This is a genomic window from Chitinibacter sp. ZOR0017, from assembly GCF_000799095.1.
Taxonomy (GTDB): Bacteria; Pseudomonadota; Gammaproteobacteria; order Burkholderiales; family Chitinibacteraceae; genus Chitinibacter; species Chitinibacter tainanensis.
Genome location: NZ_JTLG01000008.1, coordinates 12,310 through 33,241, shown reverse-complemented (window position 1 = coordinate 33,241; position 20,932 = coordinate 12,310). Strand labels below are relative to the sequence as shown.

17 protein-coding genes are annotated in these 20,932 nt (G+C 58.9%); 4 read left to right on the top strand and 13 right to left on the bottom strand.

The features are described from left to right. Positions 1-2: 2 nt before the first annotated feature. Positions 3-626, bottom strand: coding sequence for a TetR/AcrR family transcriptional regulator (locus tag L991_RS02250; protein ID WP_028449443.1), 624 nt, complete (start codon positions 624-626; stop codon positions 3-5). Positions 627-759: 133 nt separating this feature from the next. Between L991_RS02250 and L991_RS02245 the strand changes: the two genes are divergently transcribed. Beyond that, a complete protein-coding gene (locus L991_RS02245; protein WP_047391770.1) occupies positions 760-1,749 on the top strand; it encodes a 5'/3'-nucleotidase SurE in 990 nt (329 codons plus the stop codon). A gap of 14 nt (positions 1,750-1,763) precedes the next feature. Beyond that, on the top strand, positions 1,764-2,432 hold the full coding sequence (locus tag L991_RS02240) for a hypothetical protein (protein WP_156128956.1): 669 nt from the start codon (positions 1,764-1,766) through the stop codon (positions 2,430-2,432). A gap of 69 nt (positions 2,433-2,501) precedes the next feature. Here the strand turns inward: L991_RS02240 and L991_RS02235 are convergent, their stop codons facing one another. The 6 genes from L991_RS02235 to L991_RS17165 all read right to left on the bottom strand — a co-directional run bounded on the left by L991_RS02235 (position 2,502) and on the right by L991_RS17165 (position 10,653). Next, complete coding sequence (locus tag L991_RS02235; protein WP_047391765.1) at positions 2,502-3,194, bottom strand: response regulator; 693 nt, start codon at positions 3,192-3,194, stop codon at positions 2,502-2,504. Between the two features lie 9 nt (positions 3,195-3,203). Beyond that, positions 3,204-5,972 (bottom strand): sensor histidine kinase KdpD, encoded by a 2,769-nt coding sequence (locus L991_RS02230; RefSeq protein ID WP_047391761.1) that lies wholly within the window; start codon positions 5,970-5,972, stop codon positions 3,204-3,206. Continuing rightward, positions 5,969-6,556: a potassium-transporting ATPase subunit KdpC gene (gene kdpC, locus L991_RS02225; protein ID WP_197053770.1), complete on the bottom strand. Its 588-nt coding sequence runs from the start codon at positions 6,554-6,556 to the stop codon at positions 5,969-5,971. Before kdpC ends, L991_RS02230 begins: the two co-directional genes overlap by 4 nt. A 50-nt stretch (positions 6,557-6,606) precedes the next feature. After that, positions 6,607-8,670 carry a potassium-transporting ATPase subunit KdpB gene (kdpB, locus tag L991_RS02220; protein WP_047391757.1) on the bottom strand — a complete coding sequence of 688 codons (2,064 nt, stop codon included), beginning with the start codon at positions 8,668-8,670 and terminating at the stop codon, positions 6,607-6,609. Between the two features lie 102 nt (positions 8,671-8,772). Then, positions 8,773-10,563: a potassium-transporting ATPase subunit KdpA gene (gene kdpA, locus L991_RS02215; RefSeq protein WP_047391754.1), complete on the bottom strand. Its 1,791-nt coding sequence runs from the start codon at positions 10,561-10,563 to the stop codon at positions 8,773-8,775. Beyond that, on the bottom strand, positions 10,564-10,653 hold the full coding sequence (locus tag L991_RS17165; RefSeq protein WP_156128955.1) for a potassium-transporting ATPase subunit F: 90 nt from the start codon (positions 10,651-10,653) through the stop codon (positions 10,564-10,566). Between the two features lie 343 nt (positions 10,654-10,996). Here L991_RS17165 and L991_RS02210 point away from each other — a divergent pair, with 343 nt between their 5' ends. Both L991_RS02210 and katG read left to right on the top strand, forming a co-directional pair. Then, entirely contained in the window at positions 10,997-11,815 is an 819-nt protein-coding gene (locus L991_RS02210) for a type 1 glutamine amidotransferase (RefSeq protein ID WP_052190518.1), read from the top strand. Positions 11,816-12,026: 211 nt separating this feature from the next. Continuing rightward, entirely contained in the window at positions 12,027-14,234 is a 2,208-nt protein-coding gene (gene katG / locus L991_RS02205; protein WP_047391750.1) for a catalase/peroxidase HPI, read from the top strand. A 248-nt stretch (positions 14,235-14,482) separates the two neighbouring features. On the opposite strand, the gene L991_RS02200 is transcribed toward katG, so the two are convergent. The 6 genes from L991_RS02200 to L991_RS16255 all read right to left on the bottom strand — a co-directional run bounded on the left by L991_RS02200 (position 14,483) and on the right by L991_RS16255 (position 20,928). Then, a complete protein-coding gene (locus L991_RS02200) occupies positions 14,483-15,121 on the bottom strand; it encodes a peroxiredoxin (RefSeq protein ID WP_047391746.1) in 639 nt (212 codons plus the stop codon). A 96-nt stretch (positions 15,122-15,217) separates the two neighbouring features. Then, positions 15,218-16,036 carry a TauD/TfdA family dioxygenase gene (locus tag L991_RS02195; protein ID WP_197053769.1) on the bottom strand — a complete coding sequence of 273 codons (819 nt, stop codon included), beginning with the start codon at positions 16,034-16,036 and terminating at the stop codon, positions 15,218-15,220. 92 nt (positions 16,037-16,128) lie between these two features. After that, entirely contained in the window at positions 16,129-17,079 is a 951-nt protein-coding gene (locus tag L991_RS02190; protein WP_047391741.1) for a TauD/TfdA family dioxygenase, read from the bottom strand. Positions 17,080-17,255: 176 nt separating this feature from the next. Further along, positions 17,256-19,070 carry an ABC transporter ATP-binding protein gene (locus tag L991_RS02185; protein WP_047391738.1) on the bottom strand — a complete coding sequence of 605 codons (1,815 nt, stop codon included), beginning with the start codon at positions 19,068-19,070 and terminating at the stop codon, positions 17,256-17,258. A 62-nt stretch (positions 19,071-19,132) separates the two neighbouring features. Then, complete coding sequence (locus L991_RS02180; RefSeq protein WP_047391736.1) at positions 19,133-20,479, bottom strand: LLM class flavin-dependent oxidoreductase; 1,347 nt, start codon at positions 20,477-20,479, stop codon at positions 19,133-19,135. Then, entirely contained in the window at positions 20,476-20,928 is a 453-nt protein-coding gene (locus L991_RS16255; RefSeq protein ID WP_052190516.1) for an OsmC family protein, read from the bottom strand. The genes L991_RS02180 and L991_RS16255 overlap by 4 nt, the downstream gene beginning before the upstream one ends. Positions 20,929-20,932 lie beyond the last annotated feature (4 nt).

The window sequence follows — 20,932 nt, the reverse complement described above, 5'->3', positions numbered from 1 at the left end:
TTCTATTTGCGCGAGTCACTCGCCGCGTCGCCGCCCTGCCGCTGCTGATTGAGCGCCTGCAAAATTTCGCTCAAGCCCAGCGGCACCGGCAATTGCGCCAACAGCCAGCGCAGCGCCGCCATCACCGCCTCGGGCCGCGTTTCGGGCTGAAAAGCCTGCAGCGCAGCGCCATGCATCAGCAAGCGCAGCGCTAATAATTCGGGCTCATCGGCCGGCTGTTCGGCCAGTAATTGCTGCTCGGCTTCCTGCATCAGCGGCGCCAGCGCGGCCTGCAGCTGGGCATCGCCGCGGGCGGCCATCCACAGCTCCAGCAAAGCGCGGGTGGCATTCGAAGGCGCTTGGCTGCTGAGGCTATACAGCACCAGATACAACCGGCTGCGCACATCCAGCCCAGCCAGTGGCGCGAGGCGCTCAGCCTGGCCATCCACCACCCAGCGGGCAAAGGCGGTTAAGAGTTGATAGCGGCCAGCCGGAAAGTGATAGCGCAAAGCGCCACGGCTCAGTTGCGTGCGCTGGCAAATCGCATCTTCGCTCCAGGCCGCATAGCCTTCGGTGGCCAGGAGGGTTTCGGTAGCGCGCAGTAGCGCCAGCTGAGTGGCTTGCGCGCGAGGTTGCAGACTAGACATGGCGGCATTGTTACAACCCACCTACGCCGCGTCAACCACGAGTCAGCCTTGGTCGCGGCGAATTTATGCCATGGTCACAAAACATACATCTTCGTATGTTTTCATGGCGACACTTTTCCACGGAGACACTTGCATGACTCGCTCTTCCTTGCTGCTAGGCAGCCTCGCCATAGCGTTGGCCAGCCCCAGCTTTGCCCTCAATATTGTCTTAACCAATGACGATGGCCTCACCAGCAATCTGAAAGCGCTGTATGAAGCGCTCAAAGCCAAAGGCCATGATGTCATCGTCTCGGTACCATGTACCGGCCAAAGCGGCATGGGGGCGGCGGCAAAATTCCTCACCCCGCTCACCCCGCTCTCGACCAGCAATGCCGATCCGAAAACCGGTGGCTGCCTCAATGGCGCCGCCAGCGCCGGTGAGCCAGCCGTAGGGAAAATGAGCAAGGCGGGCTTTACCAATGGCGACTACCACTATGTGAATGGAACGCCGATTATGGCCACCATGTATGGGCTGGATGTGCTGGCAATGAAACGCTGGAATAAAGCCCCGGATCTGGTGCTCTCCGGCCCGAATGAAGGCCAGAACGTAGGCAGCATCGTTAATAGCTCGGGCACGGTTAGCAATGCCCAGTTTGCCGCTGCCCGTGGCCTTGCCGCGATTGCACTAAGCGCCGATAGCAACACCACCGACAACACCAATCTGGCCAACCCACTCTCGAGCACCGTCGCGCAACTGAGCCTCACCCTGCTCAACCAGCTGCAAGCCAAGGCCGGTAGCGGCCCACTGTTGCCCGCGGGTCTGGCGCTGAATGTGAATTTCCCTAAAGAGCTCAGCAAACCTAGCTGGCGTTTTGCCAAATTTGGCAGCTACAACCTGTATGCGCTCAAATTTGTGGAAGACCTTGGCAATGATCCGGCGGCCAAAGCCTACGGTCTGGGCAACTATCATTTCCCTGGCGTTACCATCAGCCCGGTCAGCACGCCAGCCAGCGCCCAGCAGCAGGAAGACGAATCGGCCGTGGTACAAAACCAGATTGCCGTCACCGCCATGCAGGTGGGTTTTGAGCATCGCCCCCAAGCGCAAACCTGGTTGCGCTTGCGTCTGCGCGAGTTATTCCAATGAGCGGGGGCCAGCCGATGTGGAAATTGCAGCCCTATCGTACCCCGCTCATGCTCGGGCTAACCGCACTCAGCTTATTACTAAGCGCGTGTGGCGGCAGTAGCAGCACCCCGAGTGCCACTGCTAGCCCAGCCCCGCAACTCACCGTACCCAATCTGCCAGCCGGTCAATACCGGGTGAGCGTGGGTGAGGATGAACAGCTGCAAATGGGGCTGTATTTCAGCCTTAGCGATGGCAGCCGCGCGCTACTGTTGCAAGATGCCGCAGCTAATACCACGGCGCTGTACCAGCAGCAGGCGGGGCAATGGCAACGTATTCCGGCCACCAGCGGTACGGCTGCGCTGCAGTTCAGCCTAGAGCAAGGGGCAAGCCTACCCGCCAGCGATCTGGCTGCCGGGCGATATATCGCTCAATACAAGGGGCAAAATCTGGCGTGGCAGCTGAATGTGCAAGGTGAGATTAGCGCGGCCAGCGGCAGCAGCTGCGCCCTCAGCGGCAAAGTGGCAGCCCCCGCGGCCAATGGTTTGCGCGCCTTGCAGCTCAAACTGGCGCAATGTACAGGCTTGCCAGCAGAGCTTACGGGCTGGGTTGTGAGCGATCCGGAAGATCAGCCGGCGCAGCAGCGCTGGGTGTTGCACGATGGCCGTACGCTGTATGAATGGCTAGCGATCAGCGACGATCGTTAAGCTAAGCGAGGTATTGCTCTGCAGATCAATAAAATAAATGGCTACAGAGCAATACCCAAGCACCACCAGTCAAACCAGCAAGCGATAGCCGACACCGGTTTCGGTAAGTAGATAAGTTGGCAGAGCCGGATCATGCTCCAGCTTTTGCCGTAAATGCCCCATATACACGCGCAGATACTGGCTGGATTCGCTGTGATTGGGCCCCCACACCTCGCGCAGTAGTTCGCGGTGAGTCAGCACTTTGCCGGCATGGCGAATCAAGGTACTGAGCAGCCGGTATTCAATCGGGGTGAGGTGGATGGCCTGCCCGGCTTTGCTCACTTGCCGCTGCACCAGATCCACACTGACATCACCAAACTGAAAAATCTGCGCCGCTTTGGCGCTTTGCCCGGCATGACGGCGCAACAAAACCCGAATGCGGGCCAGACATTCATCCACGCCAAATGGCTTGGTCAGATAATCATCGGCGCCGGCATCCAGCGCGGCGACTTTTTCGCCCTCTTGCGCCCGCGCCGATAGCACCAGCAAAGGGATCGACGACCATTCACGCACGCGGCGGATCACTTCCAGCCCATCCAGATCGGGTAGACCCAAATCCAGAATCACCAGATCCGGCTGCCGGCTAGCGATGGTGATCAGCGCGCGCTGGCCAGTTTCGGCCACATGCACCTGCCAGCCCGCCAGCTCCAGCGTGGTTTGCAAAAAACGCCGGATCGGCGGATCGTCTTCCACCAGCACAATGCTGGGACTTAATTCGGTCATGCCTGATTCTCAAGGTTGTAGCGGGAGCGGCGGCTCAAGGGTCAGCGCCGGTGGCGGCCGCCGCGGCAGACGAAATTCAAATTCGGCGCCCTGCGGGCTGACATTGCGCGCGCTGATCTGACCATGGTGGGCCTCAATAATCGCCCGACAAATCGCTAGCCCCAGCCCCACGCCGGGCGTGGCCGATTCGGCATGGCCACGGGTAAATTTATCAAACAAGCGTTCGGCCGCGCCGGGCGGTAAGCCGGGGCCATTATCGCGCAAACGCACGCATAAAGTGTCCGCATCGGTGTGAGCGCTGAGCAGCAGCGTGCTGCCGGCCGGCGTGTATTTGGCGGCATTTTCCAGCCAATTGACCAGCACCCGCTCGATCAGCACCACATCGTACTCCACCAGCGGCAAATCCGGAGGCAGCTGAATCTGCAGCTGGTGCCCGGCCAGTTGGCTGGCACAAGCACGCACCGCACTGCCGATCACTTCTTCGAGCACATGCCATTCCAGCTGCAGCACCACGCCCGATTGCAGCCGCGCCATTTCAAGCAGATTGAGCACCAGCTGATTCATGCGCTGTACTTCATCGGCCAGCGTGGCCAAGGTCTGCCGCTGTTGCTCGGCGCTGAGCCGCAAGGCGGGCTCGGCAGCGGCAGAGTGAATGCCGCCCCCTGCTGGCGCGCCGTCCCCCGCCTGCAGCCCTTCTCCTGCCTGCAATAGGCTCACCAAACCCGACAAGCGCGTAAGCGGCGTACGCAAATCATGCGACACGGCCGCCAGCACGCTATTGCGCAAGCGCTCGCCCTCCATCGCTACAATCGCATCCTGCGCTACTTCCACATAATGCACACGCTCGAGCGACACCGCGATCTGGCTAGCGCAGGTTTCCAGCAAGCGCTGCTGCTCGGGGCTGGCTAATAATTCGGCCTCACCCGGCTGCAGGGCCAACACGCCACGCAAGCGCATCGGCGCTTTGAGCGGCAGATACAGCGCTTTGGCCGCCGGCAAGGTGCGGGTACTCCAGCCGGCGGGCTCGCCCTGCCGAAACACCCAATCGGCCAAGCCCGGATCAAACTCGCCCAGCTCGCCCGCTGCCTGCAGCTCATCGCTGGCATCTGGCAGCAGCAAGAGGCTTTGCCCGCCGAATAATTCGGCCAATTTACGCTGGCCAATTTCCACCACGCTGGCACTGGTCAGCGCCGAAGCCAGCTCACGCCCCAGCTCATACAGCGCCCGAGTCCGACGCTCGCGATAAGTGGCCACTTGCGCTTCAAAGCGCAGCCGCGCCGCCAGCTGGCTAATTACCAGCGCCACCACCAGCATCAACACAAAGGTAAACAGATACTGGGTATCGCTAACCGTGAACGAGAGCTTGGGCGCCACAAAAAAGAAATCAAAGGTCAAAACACTCAAGATCGACGCAGCCATTCCCGGCCCGCGCCCCCAGCGGATGGCCACCAGCACCACCGCCAGCAAAAAAACGATGACGACATTGGCCGGATCAAACACATGCAATAAGGGCAAGCTCAGCAATGTCGTCAGGCAACACGCGCCCAGCGCGCCAGCGTAGCCAGTCCAGCGTGAACGGGTGGGCACTGGGGCATAAAACGGCTGCGGCGCTTGCGGACGCTCGCCCGGCCGCAGTGGGTCTTCGGCCACCACATACACATCAATATCCGGCGTGGCCTCGGCCAAACGCTCGGAGAGCGAGCGCCGCCACAGCGTACGCCAATGGCGCGCATGGGGCCGCCCCAGCACCAGCTTGGACACATTGCGGCTACGCGCATACGCCAGCAGCGTGGTCACTAAGCTGGAGCCGGCCAAGACCGAGGTTTCGGCGCCTAATTCCTGCGCCAAGCGCAAGCTGGCCAGCACGCGCTCGCGCTGACCTTTGCTGTGCTGCAAGAGCGCCGGGGTTTCGACATACACGGCCAGCCAATCGGCATGCAGGCTGGCAGCGAGCCGGGCAGCGCTGCGCACCAGTTTTTCCCCCGCCGCGCCCGGGCCTACGCAGACCAAGAGCCGTTCGCGCGCCTGCCACACCGGCTGAATCGCCTGATCGGCGCGATAAGCGCGCATTTGCGCATCCACCCGATCCGCGGTGCGGCGCAAGGCCAGCTCGCGTAGCGCTAGCAGATTGCCTTTGCGGAAAAAATGCTGCGCGGCACGCTCGGCCTGTGCGCCTAGGTACACTTTGCCGGCCGCCAGCCGATCCAGCAGCTCTTCGGGCGGTAAATCCACCAGCGTGACTTCGTTGGCGGCGTCAAACACCTTATCGGGTACTGTTTCACGCACCACAATGCCGGTAATCTGCCCCACGATGTCATTGAGGCTTTCCAGATGCTGCACATTGAGCGTGGTGTAGACATCAATCCCCGCCGCCAGCAGCTCTTCCACATCTTGCCAGCGCTTGGCATGGCGGCTGCCGGGCAGATTGGCGTGGGCGAATTCATCAATCAGCATCAGCTGTGGCGCGGCCTGCAAAGCCGCATCCAGATCAAACTCGCTCAGCTGCCGGCCCTGATACTCAACCACCCGCCGCGGCAGCAGCGGCAAATCCAGGAGCTGGGCTTCGGTTTCCTGCCGGCCATGGGTTTCTACCACACCAATCAGCACCGACACGCCGGCCTGCTGGCGGGCGCGTGCGGCATTGAGCATGGCAAAAGTTTTGCCCACGCCGGCGCAGGCCCCAAAAAAAATCTTCAGCCGGCCGCGGGCCGCGTGGGCTTCTTCACGCTGCAGCTGCGCCAGCAAGGCATCGGGATCAGGGCGGGCCGGGTTACTCATTGCGGCAATTCATCCAAAGCTAAATTAAGGGCCAGCACATTTACCACCGGCTCGCCCAGAATGCCCCATTGTGCGCTGCGGGTATGCTGTTTGACCAGCCGCGCTACCGTCTCCACCGGCAGATGCCGCGCCGCCGCCACCCGTTCCAGCTGATAGGTCGCCGCCGCCGGGCTAATGTGCGGATCCAGGCCAGAGGCCGAAGTGGTCACCAAATCCAGCGGTACCGGTGCGCTTTGCCCCGGATGTGCGGCCCGCAGCGCGGCGGCGCGCTCGCTCACTTGTTGTTGCAAGGCCGGATTCGTCGGGCCCAGATTCGAGCCGCCCGAAGCCAGCCCGTTGTAGGCCAAGGTGGCCGTGGCCGAAGGGCGCGACCAGAAATACCGTGGCCCGCTAAAAGCCTGCCCGATCAGCGCCGAGCCCGCCACCTGGCCATCGCGCTGCAGCAAGCTGCCATTGGCTTGCCATGGCCAAATGGCTTGCGCCAGGCCCGTGGTCAGCGCCGGGTACACCACGCCGGTGATGATCGTGAGACCCAGCAACAGCGCCAGCGCAGGGCGAAATTGTTGCGACAATGATTGCGACATCTGTGAACTCCTTGCGGGGCAGATACCCCACCCCGGTATAACGCTATAAATCAAACCAGACCAAGCACGGTGAGCAATACATCAATGAGCTTGATCCCAACAAACGGCACTAGCAAACCGCCCAGACCATAAATCAGCAGATTGCTGCGCAGGAGCTGCGCCGCGCTTTGCGCCTGATAACGCACGCCACGCAGCGCCAGCGGAATCAGCACCACGATAATCAGCGCATTGAAAATCACCGCCGACAAAATCGCCGAGGCTGGGCTGGTGAGCCCCATGACATTGAGCGCATTCAATTGCGGATAAGTGCTGGCAAAGGCAGCCGGAATAATCGCGAAATACTTGGCCACGTCGTTCGAGACCGAGAAAGTGGTCAGCGCGCCGCGGGTCATCAGCATCTGCTTGCCGATCTCCACAATCTCGATCAGCTTGGTCGGGTTGGAATCCAGATCCACCATATTCCCGGCCTCTTTGGCCGCCTGCGTACCGGTATTCATCGCCACCGCCACATCGGCCTGCGCCAAGGCGGGCGCATCATTGGTGCCATCGCCGGTCATCGCCACCAGTTTGCCTTCGGCCTGCGTCTGGCGAATCAGCGCCAGCTTGGCCTCCGGCGTGGCTTCGGCCAGAAAATCATCCACGCCGGCTTCGGCGGCAATGGCCGCGGCGGTGAGCGGGTTATCCCCGGTGATCATCACCGTTTTGATCCCCATCGCCCGCAGCTCGGCAAAGCGCTCTTTAATGCCGCCTTTCACGATGTCTTTGAGCTCAATCACGCCCAGCACGCGCTGGTTTTCTGCCACCAAGAGCGGGGTGGCACCACGGCGCGCCACTTCGTCAGCCTGTTTGGCGACGCTGGCCGGAAAATCCTGCCCAGCGGCCAGCACATACTGACGAATCGCATCCACCGCGCCCTTGCGGATTTCCCGCTCATCCACATCCACGCCACTCATGCGCGTTTGTGCGGTGAACGGAATAAAGCTGACCTGATGTTGCTCCAGCTGCCGCTCGCGCAGATTAAAGCGCTGTTTGGCCAAGACCACGATGCTGCGCCCTTCTGGCGTCTCATCGGCTAGCGAAGCAAATTGCGCCGCATCGGCCAGCGCTTCTTCGCTCACCCCAGCCGCAGGGATAAACTGCACCGCCTGGCGATTACCCAGCGTGATGGTGCCGGTTTTATCCAGCAGCAAGACATCCACATCGCCCGCCGCTTCCACCGCGCGGCCCGAGGTGGCAATCACATTGGCGCCCAGCATCCGGCTCATCCCGGCCACACCAATCGCCGACAGCAAGCCGCCAATCGTGGTCGGGATCAGACACACCAACAGCGCCACCAGCACGGTGAGCGACACCGGCTGGCCACTGCCCGCCGCCGCCACGCTAAATTGCGAAAACGGCAGCAGCGTGATGGTCACCACCAGAAACACAATCGTCAGCGCCACCAGCAAGATGGTGAGGGCGATTTCATTCGGGGTTTTCTGGCGTTTGGCGCCTTCCACCATGGCGATCATCCGATCGAGAAAGGCCTCGCCGGGGTTGGCCGTGACGCGCGCCACCACCCAATCGGAAAGCACCCGCGTACCGCCAGTAATCGCCGAAAAATCCCCCCCCGCTTCGCGGATTACGGGAGCCGATTCACCGGTAATGGCAGATTCATCGACCGAGGCCACCCCGACCAGCACTTCGCCATCGGCCGGCACCACATCCCCAGCCAAAATCAGCAAGAGATCGCCTTTGCGCAGGCTGGCGCTATCGGTGATTTCGGGGCTGGCATCGGGATCAGGGGTTTTCAGCTTGCGTGCCAGCACGTTTTTCTTGGTGCTGCGCAGGCTGGCGGCCTGCGCTTTACTGCGTCCTTCGGCCAGTGCTTCAGCAAAATTGGCAAACAGCACGGTAAACCACAGCCACAGGCTAATGGCGGCAATCAGTCCGGCCGGCGCATCGCCCTGACCCAAGCAGGCTTGCACCCACAGCGCGCTGGTGAACCACGCGCCCACATACACCACCAGCATCACCGGATTGCGCCACTGTACTTGTGGTGCGAGTTTGGTCACAGCAGCCCACAGCGCAGGCTTGACCAGCGCGGGGTCCAGCAGTGATTGACTTTGTGACATCGTCAAATCCTTTTTCTGATTCTTTCTCGGGGTATAGCCATCAAGCTCAATATTGATGAGATTTTGATAGCCATACCCACCTAGGTATTCTTAACAAGCAGCTTAGTGCGCCACCTGCCACAGCTGCAGATGCTCCACAATCGGCCCCAGCGCCAAGGCCGGGATGTAATTGAGCAAGCCCACCAGCAACACCGCCCCCACCAACAACCCGACAAACAGCGGGCCATGCGTGGGCAGCGTGCCGGCATTCACCGGCAGTCGCGGCTTGGCGGCCAGCGCGCCGGCCATGGCCAGCACCGGCACGATCACCGCAAAGCGCCCCAGCCACATCGCCGCCCCAAGCAGGAAGTTATAAAACGGGGTATTGGCCGAGAGGCCGGCAAAGGCCGAGCCATTGTTATTGGCCGCACTCGAGAGCGCATACAGCACTTCGCTAAAGCCATGCGCGCCGGGGTTGAAAATGCCGGCCCGGCCACTGGCCAGCGATACCGCCAGCGCGGTGCCCAAGAGCACCAACAGCGGCGTGACCAGAATCACCAGCGCGGTCATTTTCATCTCGAAGCTTTCGATTTTTTTGCCCAGGTATTCCGGCGTGCGGCCCACCATCAGCCCGGCGATAAACACCGCCAGCAAGGCAAACACCAGCATGCCGTACAAACCCGCGCCCACCCCGCCAAACACCACCTCGCCCAGCTGCATCAACAGCGTGGGGATCATGCCGCCCAGCGGCGTGAATGAGGCGTGCATGGCATTCACCGCCCCGCAAGACGCGGCGGTCGTGATGGTGGCAAACAGGCTACTGGCCACAATGCCAAAGCGCGCTTCCTTGCCTTCCAGATTCACCAGCTGATCAAGGCCCAGCGTGGCCCAGCGCGGATTACCGGCCTGCTCCGCCGCCACCAGCACGCCATAGGCCAGCACAAACAGCACCGTCATCGCAGCCAAGATCGTCCAGCCCTGCCGGCGATCGCCCACCTGCTGGCCAAAACTGAGCACCAGCGCCGCCGGAATCAGGAAAATCGCCAGCATTTGCAGGAAATTACTCAACGGCGTTGGGTTTTCGTAGGGGTGGGCCGAGTTGGCATTGAAAAAACCACCGCCATTGGTGCCCAGCAGCTTGATCGCTTCTTGCGAGGCCACCGGGCCCATCGGCAGGGTTTGAGTCTGGGTTGACACGCTTTCCAGTACCGCTTGGCCTTGCGCGTCTTTCATGGCCTGGCCAGCGGCATCGAGCTTAGGCTGGCTATAGCTTTGCGCTTCGAGCAGGCGGGCACTTTGGTAAGGCTTGAAGTTCTGGATTACGCCCTGGCTCACCAGCGCCAGCGACAGCAGCAGCGACAGCGGCAGCAAGATATACAAAGTACTGCGGGTCAAATCGACCCAGAAATTGCCAATCGTGCGCACCGATTTGCGGGCAAAACCCCGAATCAGCGCCACCGCCACCGCCAGCCCCGTGGCGGCCGACACGAAATTCTGCACCGCCAGCCCCAGCATCTGGGTGAGGTAGCTCATGGTGCTTTCGCCGCCATAGCCCTGCCAGTTGGTATTGGTGACAAAGGAAATCGCGGTATTGAGGGCCGAATCGCTACTCACCGCGCCAAAGGCCTGTGGGTTGAGCGGCAGCACGCCCTGCGCACGCTGCAAGGCATACAGAGCCAGAAAACCCAGTACATTGAATAGCAGCAGCCCCAGCGCATAGGCCAGCCAGTGTTGCTCTTGTTTAGGCTCTACCCCAGCCAGCCGATACAGCCCGTGCTCCAGCCATTGCACCGGCCGCAACACGCGGGGAATATCGCCGGCCATAACCCGCGTCAGCCAGCGGCTGAGCGGCATCGCCAGTAAAATCAAGACGCCCAGATACAGCGCCAGCTGAAAAAAAGCATTGGCGGTCATTTAAAAACGCTCCGGGTTAAATAGCACATACAACAACAGCCCCAGCAAGGCCAGCGCGAGGCCTGCGGCCACCCACAACATGCTTAACATGCGGTACCTCCCGTGCGTCGGCACAACTGCAGCAGCCCGTAAATCGCCAGATTCAAGGCAAAGGCCAGCAACAGACAATCAAGATCAGACATCAGAATCACCTTGCAAAACGCAGCACCCCCACGGCACTGCGGACGCTGTCACTGTAAGAATCGGCGGGTAAAATCGGTGCAAAAAGGCAGTTGCGCGATATAAAAAAAGTATAAAAATCGCCCGCCACACCCCGTATTGCGACGGCGGATGGCGATTTTTATGCGCTCTTAATGGGGCAAGACGGTTTTTTTGCACCGCTTTTGCAGGGCGCGGCCTAGGCTGCCGAGGTGTTCAACCACGGAGCAAACCGATGCGACCCATCGCCATCTGCCAACACGAGCGCAACCAAGGCCCAGGTTTTTTACAGCAATACCTCGACCGGTATGCGCTGCCATACCGCATATTTGCTATCGATGAGGGCGATACCCCGCCTAGCAAAGCGGCCGAATTTAGCGGCATTGTGCTCTTGGGCAGCAATGCCAGCGCCAATGACGGCTACAGCTGGCTACGCCGCGAAGATCAATTACTGCAAGATGCGCTGGCGCGGCAATGCCCGATTCTGGGGCATTGTTTTGGCGGCCAGATGCTGGCCCGGGCGCTGGGCGCCAGCGTGCGGCGCAATAGCGTGCCGCAGATTGGCTGGGGCAAGGTATTGCTCACCCGTTTTAGCGAGGCGCACCACTGGTTGGGGCCACAGCGGGAAATCGAGATTTTCCACTGGCATTTCGAGACTTTTGCCATTCCGCGTGGCGCCAAACGGGTGCTATTTGGCACGCATTGCATGAATAAAGGCTTTGCCTACGGCCCGCATCTGGCTTTGCAATCGCATCTGGAAGTCACCGCCGAGAGTATCGCCGCCTGGTGCGAAGAAGGCGCAGAGCAAATTCGCGCCTATCAGCATCTGCCCTCGGTGCAAAGCTGGGCTGAAATGCAGTTTAAGCTCGATGAAAAAGTCGCCCGCCTGCATCGGGTGGCCGAGTATTGCTATCGCAGCTGGCTCACGCAGGTGGCTGGCTGCCCGCCCGAATCACAATTAAGCCACACCCCACTAACGGCCCGGCCGCGCGGTGGCGAGAGCGTTGGCAGTTGGCTCGCGCGCGAAGCAGCACCGCAGCGCGCCATGCAATAGAAAAAAACCAGCGACACCATGGGCACTTTTGCCGCGGGGCGTAGTCCAGCGAAATGGATTGCGCCCATCGCGATGGCAGGCTGCTGCAAGTCAGTTGTCATCCCGCCTTGCGAGAATAGCTATCGATTCCATTATGAAATGCAATTAGATCAATCGATTGCCGAGGACTACAGTAAAGCCATCCTGAATTTCACCCACAAGGAGTGTCACCATGTCTTCTGTTAGCAAATGCCCGTTTGCCGCTGCCGCCGCGCCACAAGCCAAAGTTGCAGCCCCGACCAATGCCAGCTGGTGGCCTGAACAACTGCGCCTGAGCATCCTGCATCAGCACGGCGCCGAATCAGACCCGATGGGCGCTGATTTTGACTACGCGGCCGAATTTAAAACCCTGGATCTAGATGCCGTCGTGGCCGATCTGAAAGCCCTGATGACCGATTCACAAGATTGGTGGCCTGCCGATTGGGGCCACTATGGCGGGCTGATGATCCGCATGGCCTGGCACTCAGCCGGCACTTATCGCATTCATGATGGTCGCGGTGGTGCCGGCACCGGCAACCAGCGCTTTGCGCCACTCAATAGCTGGCCGGATAACGGCAATCTGGATAAAGCTCGCCGCCTGCTATGGCCAATCAAACAAAAATACGGGCGCAAATTATCGTGGGCCGATCTGATGATCTTGGCCGGTAATGTGGCGCTGGAATCGATGGGCTTTAAAACCTTTGGCTTTGCCGGTGGCCGCGCCGATATCTGGGCGCCGGAAGAAGATATTTATTGGGGGATGGAAAAAGCCTGGCTTGCCACCAGCGATCAGCCCAATAGCCGCTACTCGGGCGAACGCCAACTCGAAAACCCACTCGCCGCAGTCCAGATGGGCCTGATTTATGTTAACCCTGAAGGCCCGGATGGCAAGCCAGACCCTGTGGCCTCGGGCCGCGATGTGCGCGAAACCTTTGGCCGCATGGCGATGAATGATGAAGAAACCGTGGCGCTGGTGGCCGGTGGCCACACCTTTGGTAAAGCCCATGGCGCGGGCGACCCGAAACTTGTCGGCCCAGAGCCCGAAGCCGCACCACTAGAAGCACAAGGCTTGGGCTGGATTAATCAGCTGGGCAGCGGCAAAGGCATCCATACCACCACCAGTGGCATTGAAGGCGCCTGGAAACCAAACCCAACTACCTGGGATAACGGCTACTTTGACATGCTGTTTGGCTACGAGTGGGAGCTAACCAAGAGCCCCGCCGGCGCGCATCAATGGACGCCGAAAAACTGTAAACCGGAACATCTGATTCCCGACGCGCATGATCCAAGCATCAAGCATCCGCCGATGATGACCACGGCTGATTTGTCGCTACGCTTTGATCCGGCTTACGAAAAAATCTCGCGCCGTTTCCATCAAGACCCAGCCGCCTTTGCCGATGCCTTTGCCCGCGCGTGGTTTAAGCTCACCCACCGCGATTTGGGCCCGCGCAGCCGATATTTGGGTAAATTGGTGCCGCAAGAAGAGCTAATCTGGCAAGACCCTGTACCTGCCGTCAATCATCCACTGGTCGACGCCGCCGATATTGCCGTGCTGAAAACCCAAGTGCTGGCCAATAATTTGAGCATTAGCCAGCTGGTGAACACCGCCTGGGCCGCCGCCGCCACATTCCGCGGCAGCGATAAGCGCGGTGGCGCCAATGGCGCACGGATTCGCCTCGCCCCGCAAAAAGACTGGGCCGTGAATAACCCACCAGAGCTGGCGCAAGTGTTGGCGCAACTGGAAGACATCCGCAACCGCTTTAACGCCGCGCAAAGCAGTGGCAAGCAGATCTCGCTGGCCGATTTAATCGTGCTGGCGGGCTCCGCTGCCGTAGAAGCCGCCGCAGCCAAAGCCGGCGTAACCATCAGCGTACCGTTCACCCCGGGCCGGACCGACGCCAGCGCCGAGCAGACCGATGTGGAGTCTTTCGCCGTGCTAGAGCCACGCGCCGATGGTTTCCGTAATTTCACCCAGCCAGGGCTAGAAAACGTCGCGGCCGAATTGCTGATCGATAAAGCGCAATTGCTTACGCTCAGCGCGCCGGAAATGACGGTATTGGTAGGCGGCATGCGAGTGCTGAACGCCAACACCGGCGGCAGCCAGCATGGCGTATTTACCACGCGGCCGGGTGTATTGAGCACCGATTTCTTTGTCAACCTGCTCGATATGCGCACCCAATGGCAGCCAAGCGCTACCGCGGGTGTACTGGAAGGCAAAGATCGCCGCACCGGCGCACTGAAATGGACGGGCACCGTGGTTGATCTGGTGTTTGGCTCAAATTCGCAGCTACGGGCCCTCGCCGAAGTCTATGCCGCCGCCGACGCGCAGGAAAAATTCGTGCACGATTTCGCCGCTGCTTGGGTCAAAGTAATGGAACTGGATCGCTTTGATTTGCGATAAGCGTTTGAGCAGTAGTTAGATAGAAAAACTACCCCGGCCTAGCGCCGGGGTTTGTTTTTGTGTGCTGCGCCTAGGCCTTTAGGTGATGGCCAGGAATCATCTGACCAGACCAAAAGTGAGACAAAGCATGCAAGCGATGTGGCTGTTTGATGACTACGATTTGGTTGATCATCTGGTCGGATTAGCTGACCTCCAGGGCAACGCCCCAATATCGGCCAGTAGTATCAACTCAGCTAGCCGCTCCACTATTAACGATTTGGCTGCGGGGTCAGGCGCAGATAGGGGCGGATGACGCGATAGCCTTGCGGGAAACGACGGGCTATCTCTTCTGGATCTTGCAAAGACGGCACGATCACTACCTCATCACCCTCTTGCCAGTCGGCCGGAGTAGCCACTTTGTGGCTATCGGTCAGCTGCAAGGAATCAATGACCCGCAAGATTTCAGTGAAATTGCGCCCGGTGCTCGCCGGATAGGTCAGCGTGAGGCGAATCTTCTTTTCAGGGTCGATGATAAACACACTTCTGACGGTGGCATTGACCAATGAATTGGGATGAATCATGTCGTACAGCTCAGCCACTTTGCGGTCAGCGTCGGCCAGAATCGGAAAATTCACCGTCGTGGATTGCGTGTCGTTAATGTCTTGAATCCACTGCTGGTGTGATTCCAGCGGATCGACACTCACCGCCAGTGGTTTTACATTGCGCCGGGCAAATTCGCCCGCCAGTTTGGCCGTTTTGCCAAGCTCGGTGGTGCAGACCGGGGTGAAGTCGGCCGGGTGTGAAAACAGCACGACCCAGTGCGGGCCAGCCCATTCGTGGAAGCGAATTTCACCAATGGTTGATTGCTGCGTAAAGTCGGGGGCGATGTCGCCAAGTCTGAGGGTCATGTTGGGTCTCCGGTGGTGGACGCAATGAGCTTATCAAAGGCCAAAACAAACCATAAATAATATTAAATGTATCAATTATATCTATTTGATATAAAACTAATGGGCGGGTTTGAAGGCCAGCAAAGCCTCAAAACCACTGGCTTTCGGCTTAAGCGCTTGGGGTTGATAGTGCCCGCAAGGCAGCCAGCGCAGATGGCGAATCGCCCCGCCGTAGTCCGCCTCGGTGCGGTGCATGGTCGCGCGATTATCACAAATCACTAAATCATCATTACGCCACTGCCAGCGCACTTGATACTCGGGCAATAAGACACTGGCCTGCAACTCATTGAGCAGACTGGCGGCAGTGGTACTCTCCAGCCCATGCAGGCTGGTGAGGAATTCACCCAGCAATAAATGGTAAGCCCCCGTTTCGGGGTGCTGGTGCACCAGCGGGTGCAGCGCGCTATGTATGCGGCCTGCCTGGACAAACTCGCGGCGGTGAATCCCGGCTAATTGCTGCACCAGATACTGCCATTTGAGTGGCAAGCTTAAATACCCCCCTGCCGTATTAACCCAAACACCATCGCCACCAAGATCTGGAACAGATACCCCCTGCACTATCGATACAGCAGGCAGAGTTGCAGCAAAGGGTACATCAGGATGCCAATGCGCAGATTGATGCACGCCCTGCCGGCTGTCTAACTCGTAGCCAACACCCTCACTCGTATTCGGGCTGAATAAGGGGTGGCGATAGGGTGCACCAGCCAGGCCCAACCCGAGCTGCTGCAAACTAATGGAGCTAAGTGCTTGGGCGCGGAAAAACAAAACCTGATGACGCAACAAAGCCCCACGCAGCCAGGTCATTTGGTACTGATCGAGCCGACTTAGGTCTAGGCCGCTGATCTGGGCGCCGATCTGCGGACTTAGAAGTTGCAATTGCACACCTGCGGGCGGTTCAAGCGGATAGGTCTGGTACATAAAAATTACCCCACACTCTGCAGTGTGGGGCCCTGTTACCCCGCGCGCGATTACGCCGCAGTTTGGTTAGCGGCAGACTCGTCATTCACCGCCTGGCCTTTGCTGACCTTCGAGCGGGTATGGCTGCGGCAGCCATCGACGGCAAATGGCGCTTCACCGTCGACCGTCACCCGGCGCACCACGCGATGGGCATCGCCATAATCATCAATCGCGTAATGCTGCGTAGCGCGATTATCCCAAATGGCCACATCACCTTCCTGCCAGCGCCAGCGTACGGTGTTTTCCAGTCGGATCACATGGTTTTGCAGCACTTCAAAAATCCGGCGGCCTTCGCCGGCAGGGATGCCGACAAAATTCTTGAAGAAATGCCCCAGGAGCAAATGCTTTTCGCCGGTTTCGGGATGAACATGCACCACGGGATGTTCGGTTTCATACACGGTAGAAGTGAACACTTCTTGATATTGCTTGAGCGCCTCGGCGGTGGCTTTGGGTTTGTAGGCTGCATAGTCGTATTCATTGGTATGCACCGCCCATAGATTTTCGGCCAACTGCTGCAGCTCAGGGCTTAAATCCTGATAGGCCGTATGCGTATTTGCCCAAACGGTATCGCCCCCCGCGGCCGGAATGGTCACCCCACGCAGGATCGACGCTTTCGGGTAGGCATCCACAAAAGTAACATCGGTATGCCAAGAATTGGCCCGGCCGCCACGCTTGGAATCAAGCTCCAAAATTAGTTTGGTGCCGGCCTTGGTATGTGCCGTCGGGTGCTGCACCCCAGCCTGACCAAATAGGCTCACCAGGCCTTCTTGCTGCTCATCATCCAGATGCTGTTGGCCACGGAAGAAAATCACCTTGTATTTCAGCCAGGCAGCACGAATAAAGTTTTGTACTTCTGCCGGCAGGTCTGCGCCGAGTTGAATACCTCGAATTTCTGCGCCGATGCGGCCTGCAATCGGATGCACGCTGAGGCCCTGAGGAGGATTAGCCAGAATATCGCTCATGTTTGATCTCCAGATTGAATAAGGCTGCGAAATTGCAGTCACCCACTCTGTAGCAAACTGCGTGCCAATATTTCCACCAGAAATATCAATGGATTTATTAGAACAAATAAAGCTTTAGCGCCGCCACCCTGTTGCGTTCCCAACAGTCACGCAACAGGGTGTGGTAATTGCAGGCATTAATCATGCGCCAAGGCCAGCTCACCAGTTGGGGCTTGATCGGGCAATAGGCCGCCGGACTGATGCGCCCAGAGCTGAGCATAGACCCCGCCTTGGGCCAGCAGCTCAGCATGGGCGCCATCTTCAACAATCTCACCCTGCGCAAAGACCAAAATGCGATCAAGATGGGCAATGGTCGAAAGCCGATGCGCCACCACCAGCACCGTTTTATTCGCCATCAGATTATCCAGGCTGTGTTGAATCCACCGCTCGGTTTGTGAATCCAGCGCCGAGGTCGCTTCATCCAAAATCAGCACGGGTGCGTTTTGCAGCATGGCGCGGGCAATCGCAATGCGCTGGCGCTGCCCCCCCGAAAGAGATACACCACGTTCGCCCACCATCGTGTCATAGCCCTGTGGCAAGCGAGCAATAAACTCATGCGCATGCGCCTGACGGGCGGCCTCGATAACTTCCGCGTCGCTCGCCTCCGGGCGCGCATAGCGGATGTTTTCCTTCAGAGAGCGGTGAAATAAACTAGGCTCTTGCGGAATCATGCTGATTTGCTGGTGCAGCGTGGCCAATTGCATCTGGGTAATGGGTACGCCATCCAGCAAAATATCGCCCCGCTGCACGTCATACCAGCGCAACAGCAAGCTAATCAAGGTGGATTTACCTGAGCCAGAATAGCCAACTACCCCTACCCGCTGGCCCGGCGCAATCGTCAGGTTCAGCCCCTGGAATACCGGCCGCCCAGGCTGGTAGGCAAATTCCACCTGGCGAAATTCAATTTGCCCATCGCGGATCGGATGCGGGCGAGCATCGTGCTGATCAGTAATCTCATGCGGCCGCACGATAGTATGCACCCCATGCTCGATATTGCCTAAATACTCAAATACCTCGAGAAAGCGTCGAGATAGATTGCGAGCCTCACCGATAATCAGCAAAGACATACTGGTACTCATCACAAATGCCGCCACCCCAATCTGCCCTTGCGCCCACAGATACAGGGCAAATGCCAGCATGCCGATTTTTAGCAACATCGCCGAGCCAAATTGATACCAGCGTACCCGCTCGGTGTACCAATTGCTGCGGTTCGCATGGATGAGCTCTTCATCCAGATGCCGCTGTAAATAATCGCGCTCAAAAGCTTCCTGCGCAAACAGGCGCACATTGGCCAGATTACTCACCGAATCAACAATCTTACCCGCCGTAAAACTACGGGCTGCCGCAAAACGCTGTGCTAGTGGCTGGGCTTTGCGGGCCAGCACATAGCTCATTGTCACATACAGGGTGATCCAGCTCAGTAGTACGCCAGCCAGGACTGGCGAAGCGCCCCAGAGTAAAAAACTCGCCACACAGAAAGTCACCAAAATGGGCCAGAATTCGGTGTGCACGGCCCAGATGGTCTGATTCACACTCATGGCAGTTTCAGTCACCCGATGCGCCAGTGCTCCGGAAAATTGCTGGGCAAAATAGCGATGGGAATGATATTGCAGCCAAGCAAATAGGCGCGCAGTGATCCGATGGCGCTGCCGGGGGCCAACATGCATTTGCACCGCTCCTGCCGCCCGGCTCAGCACCAGCTCGGCCACATTCAAAGCGGCAAAGACCAGCACCAGCTGCACTAAGCCGTGCCAATCAGGGCCGGCGGCCTGCGCACCGGTCACTTGCGCGACCGTTTTACCCAGAATATAAGGCAGCAACATCGTGCAGGTGGCCGCCCCAGCTTCTAGCACCAGCATTAAGGCATACCAGGCCAGAAATGGTTTAATCATTGCCAAGACAAAAGCCCGCGGCCGGTTGGGCAGTGGGCTTGGGAAAATATCAGTCAGCATGGGAAAGGTCATCCAGAAATAACAATAGCCACGGCTTGCCGTGGCTATTGGGTTGGTGCTAATTACACCGCGATAGTTTGCGCGACTGTTGCTGCGGCCGGATGCGCTGGGCGCGCCAGACCGAGGTTTTCTCGCAAAGTGTGGCCACTATATTGCGTGCGGAACAGCCCTCTAGCCTGCAATACCGGGATCACCAATTCGACAAAATCATCTAGCCCAGTAGGCAGTACTGGCGGCATGATGTTAAAGCCATCTGCCGCGCCGGCCTCAAACCACTCAGCCAACTGATCGGCAATCGATTCAGGTGTACCCACAATCGTACGGTGACCGCGCGCACCGGCAATCCGCTGATACAGCTGCCGAATCGTTAAGCCTTCACGCTGAGCAATCGAATACATCAGTGCCTGCCGGCTCTTCATGCCATTGGTTTCCGGTAGATCAGGCAGCGGCCCATCAATCTCGTAGGCACTCAAATCTGCGCCAATCAAGGCGGACAAAAGCCCCACCCCCACCGTGGGGTGAATGAGATCTTGCAAGGCTTGGTATTTGGCCTGCGCTTCTTCCTCGGTACGCCCCACCACCGGGAAAACGCCCGGCATGATCAAAATCTCTTCCGGCTTACGGCCATAGCGTGCGGCTCTGGTCTTGATATCGCGGTAGAAGGCCTGTGCATCTGCCAGCTCTTGCCATGCGGTAAAGATCACCTCGGCTGATTCCGCCGCTAACTCGCGCCCATCTTCTGATGCACCGGCTTGCACCAATACAGGCTGACCCTGCACTGTCCGGGCAACATTCAATGGCCCCCGCACCTGGAAAAACTCACCCACGTGATTGGGAACATGGCGTTTATTGCCCTGCAGATAGACACCGCTGGCTTTATCCCGCACAAAAGTATCGTCTTCCCAGCTATTCCAGAGCTTTTTCACCACCTGCACATACTCACGTGCACGCTGATAGCGCAAGGCATGCGGCAATTGCTCGCGCAGATTAAAATTTCGCGCCTCTTCCTCCGTGGCCGAAGTCACCAAGTTCCAGCCAGCCCGCCCACCCGACAAATGATCCAGTGAGGCAAATTTGCGAGCCAGATGATAAGGCTCGTTGTAGGTAGTCGAAACGGTGGCGATCAGACCAATATGCTCGGTGACGGCCGACAAGGCAGATAATAAGGTAAGCGGCTCGAAATGATCTGAATAGGCCGAACGCTCGCCCGCCTCACCCTCACCGCGGGCCGCGAGCCCATCGGCCAGAAAGACAGCATCAAACAAGCCGCGCTCGGCCGTTTGCGCTAGACGTTTATAGTGTTGAAAATCTTGGCCAGCATTAGCTGGCGTTGCGGGGTGGCGCCATGCCGCCACATGATGGCCATAAGCCGGTATAAACGCACCTAAGCGTAATTGGCGTTGACTCATGCGGCCAGCTCCTCTTGATGGGCTACGATTGGCGCAGCGTGGTGTTCAAACGCTAACTCGATCTCGGGCGGGTGCTGCAGGGTGTGATGAATTTTGCACTGCCGGGCTGCTTTTTCCAGTCGCACCCGATCATGTGCCGCCAGTGGGCCATGCAATGTCACCCTCACCACAATGGCCCCAATCCGACTGGGAGCCGAACTTTCATAGCCGGTCACATCAACAGTGACATCCTGCAACTGGCTAATGCCATGGGTTTGTGCAAAATGGCGAATCGTACCGGCAGTGCACGCCCCCAATGCCCCCAAAATCAGCTCACCCGCTCGAAAAGCGTCGGGCGCATTCTCACCATTACTCGCCCTGCCAACGGCCACATGGGCGGCGCGTGTTTCGATATGCAGATACGCATCGCTATCTTGGCGCACACGCACTTGAATCACATCATTACTCATACTG

Bases quoted from the DNA above. Each gene is read 5' to 3' on its own strand.
- kdpC (WP_197053770.1), bottom strand. From the start codon at position 6,556: ATGTCGCAATCATTGTCGCAACAATTTCGCCCTGCGCTGGCGCTGTTG.
- katG (WP_047391750.1), top strand. From the start codon at position 12,027: ATGTCTTCTGTTAGCAAATGCCCGTTTGCCGCTGCCGCCGCGCCACAA.
- L991_RS02245 (WP_047391770.1), top strand. From the start codon at position 760: ATGACTCGCTCTTCCTTGCTGCTAGGCAGCCTCGCCATAGCGTTGGCC.
- L991_RS02230 (WP_047391761.1), bottom strand. From the start codon at position 5,972: ATGAGTAACCCGGCCCGCCCTGATCCCGATGCCTTGCTGGCGCAGCTG.
- L991_RS02185 (WP_047391738.1), bottom strand. From the start codon at position 19,070: ATGCTGACTGATATTTTCCCAAGCCCACTGCCCAACCGGCCGCGGGCT.
- kdpB (WP_047391757.1), bottom strand. From the start codon at position 8,670: ATGTCACAAAGTCAATCACTGCTGGACCCCGCGCTGGTCAAGCCTGCG.
- kdpA (WP_047391754.1), bottom strand. From the start codon at position 10,563: ATGACCGCCAATGCTTTTTTTCAGCTGGCGCTGTATCTGGGCGTCTTG.
- L991_RS02250 (WP_028449443.1), bottom strand. From the start codon at position 626: ATGTCTAGTCTGCAACCTCGCGCGCAAGCCACTCAGCTGGCGCTACTG.
- L991_RS02200 (WP_047391746.1), bottom strand. From the start codon at position 15,121: ATGACCCTCAGACTTGGCGACATCGCCCCCGACTTTACGCAGCAATCA.
- L991_RS16255 (WP_052190516.1), bottom strand. From the start codon at position 20,928: ATGAGTAATGATGTGATTCAAGTGCGTGTGCGCCAAGATAGCGATGCG.
- L991_RS02210 (WP_052190518.1), top strand. From the start codon at position 10,997: ATGCGACCCATCGCCATCTGCCAACACGAGCGCAACCAAGGCCCAGGT.
- L991_RS02235 (WP_047391765.1), bottom strand. From the start codon at position 3,194: ATGACCGAATTAAGTCCCAGCATTGTGCTGGTGGAAGACGATCCGCCG.
- L991_RS17165 (WP_156128955.1), bottom strand. From the start codon at position 10,653: ATGTTAAGCATGTTGTGGGTGGCCGCAGGCCTCGCGCTGGCCTTGCTG.
- L991_RS02190 (WP_047391741.1), bottom strand. From the start codon at position 17,079: ATGAGCGATATTCTGGCTAATCCTCCTCAGGGCCTCAGCGTGCATCCG.
- L991_RS02180 (WP_047391736.1), bottom strand. From the start codon at position 20,479: ATGAGTCAACGCCAATTACGCTTAGGTGCGTTTATACCGGCTTATGGC.
- L991_RS02240 (WP_156128956.1), top strand. From the start codon at position 1,764: ATGTGGAAATTGCAGCCCTATCGTACCCCGCTCATGCTCGGGCTAACC.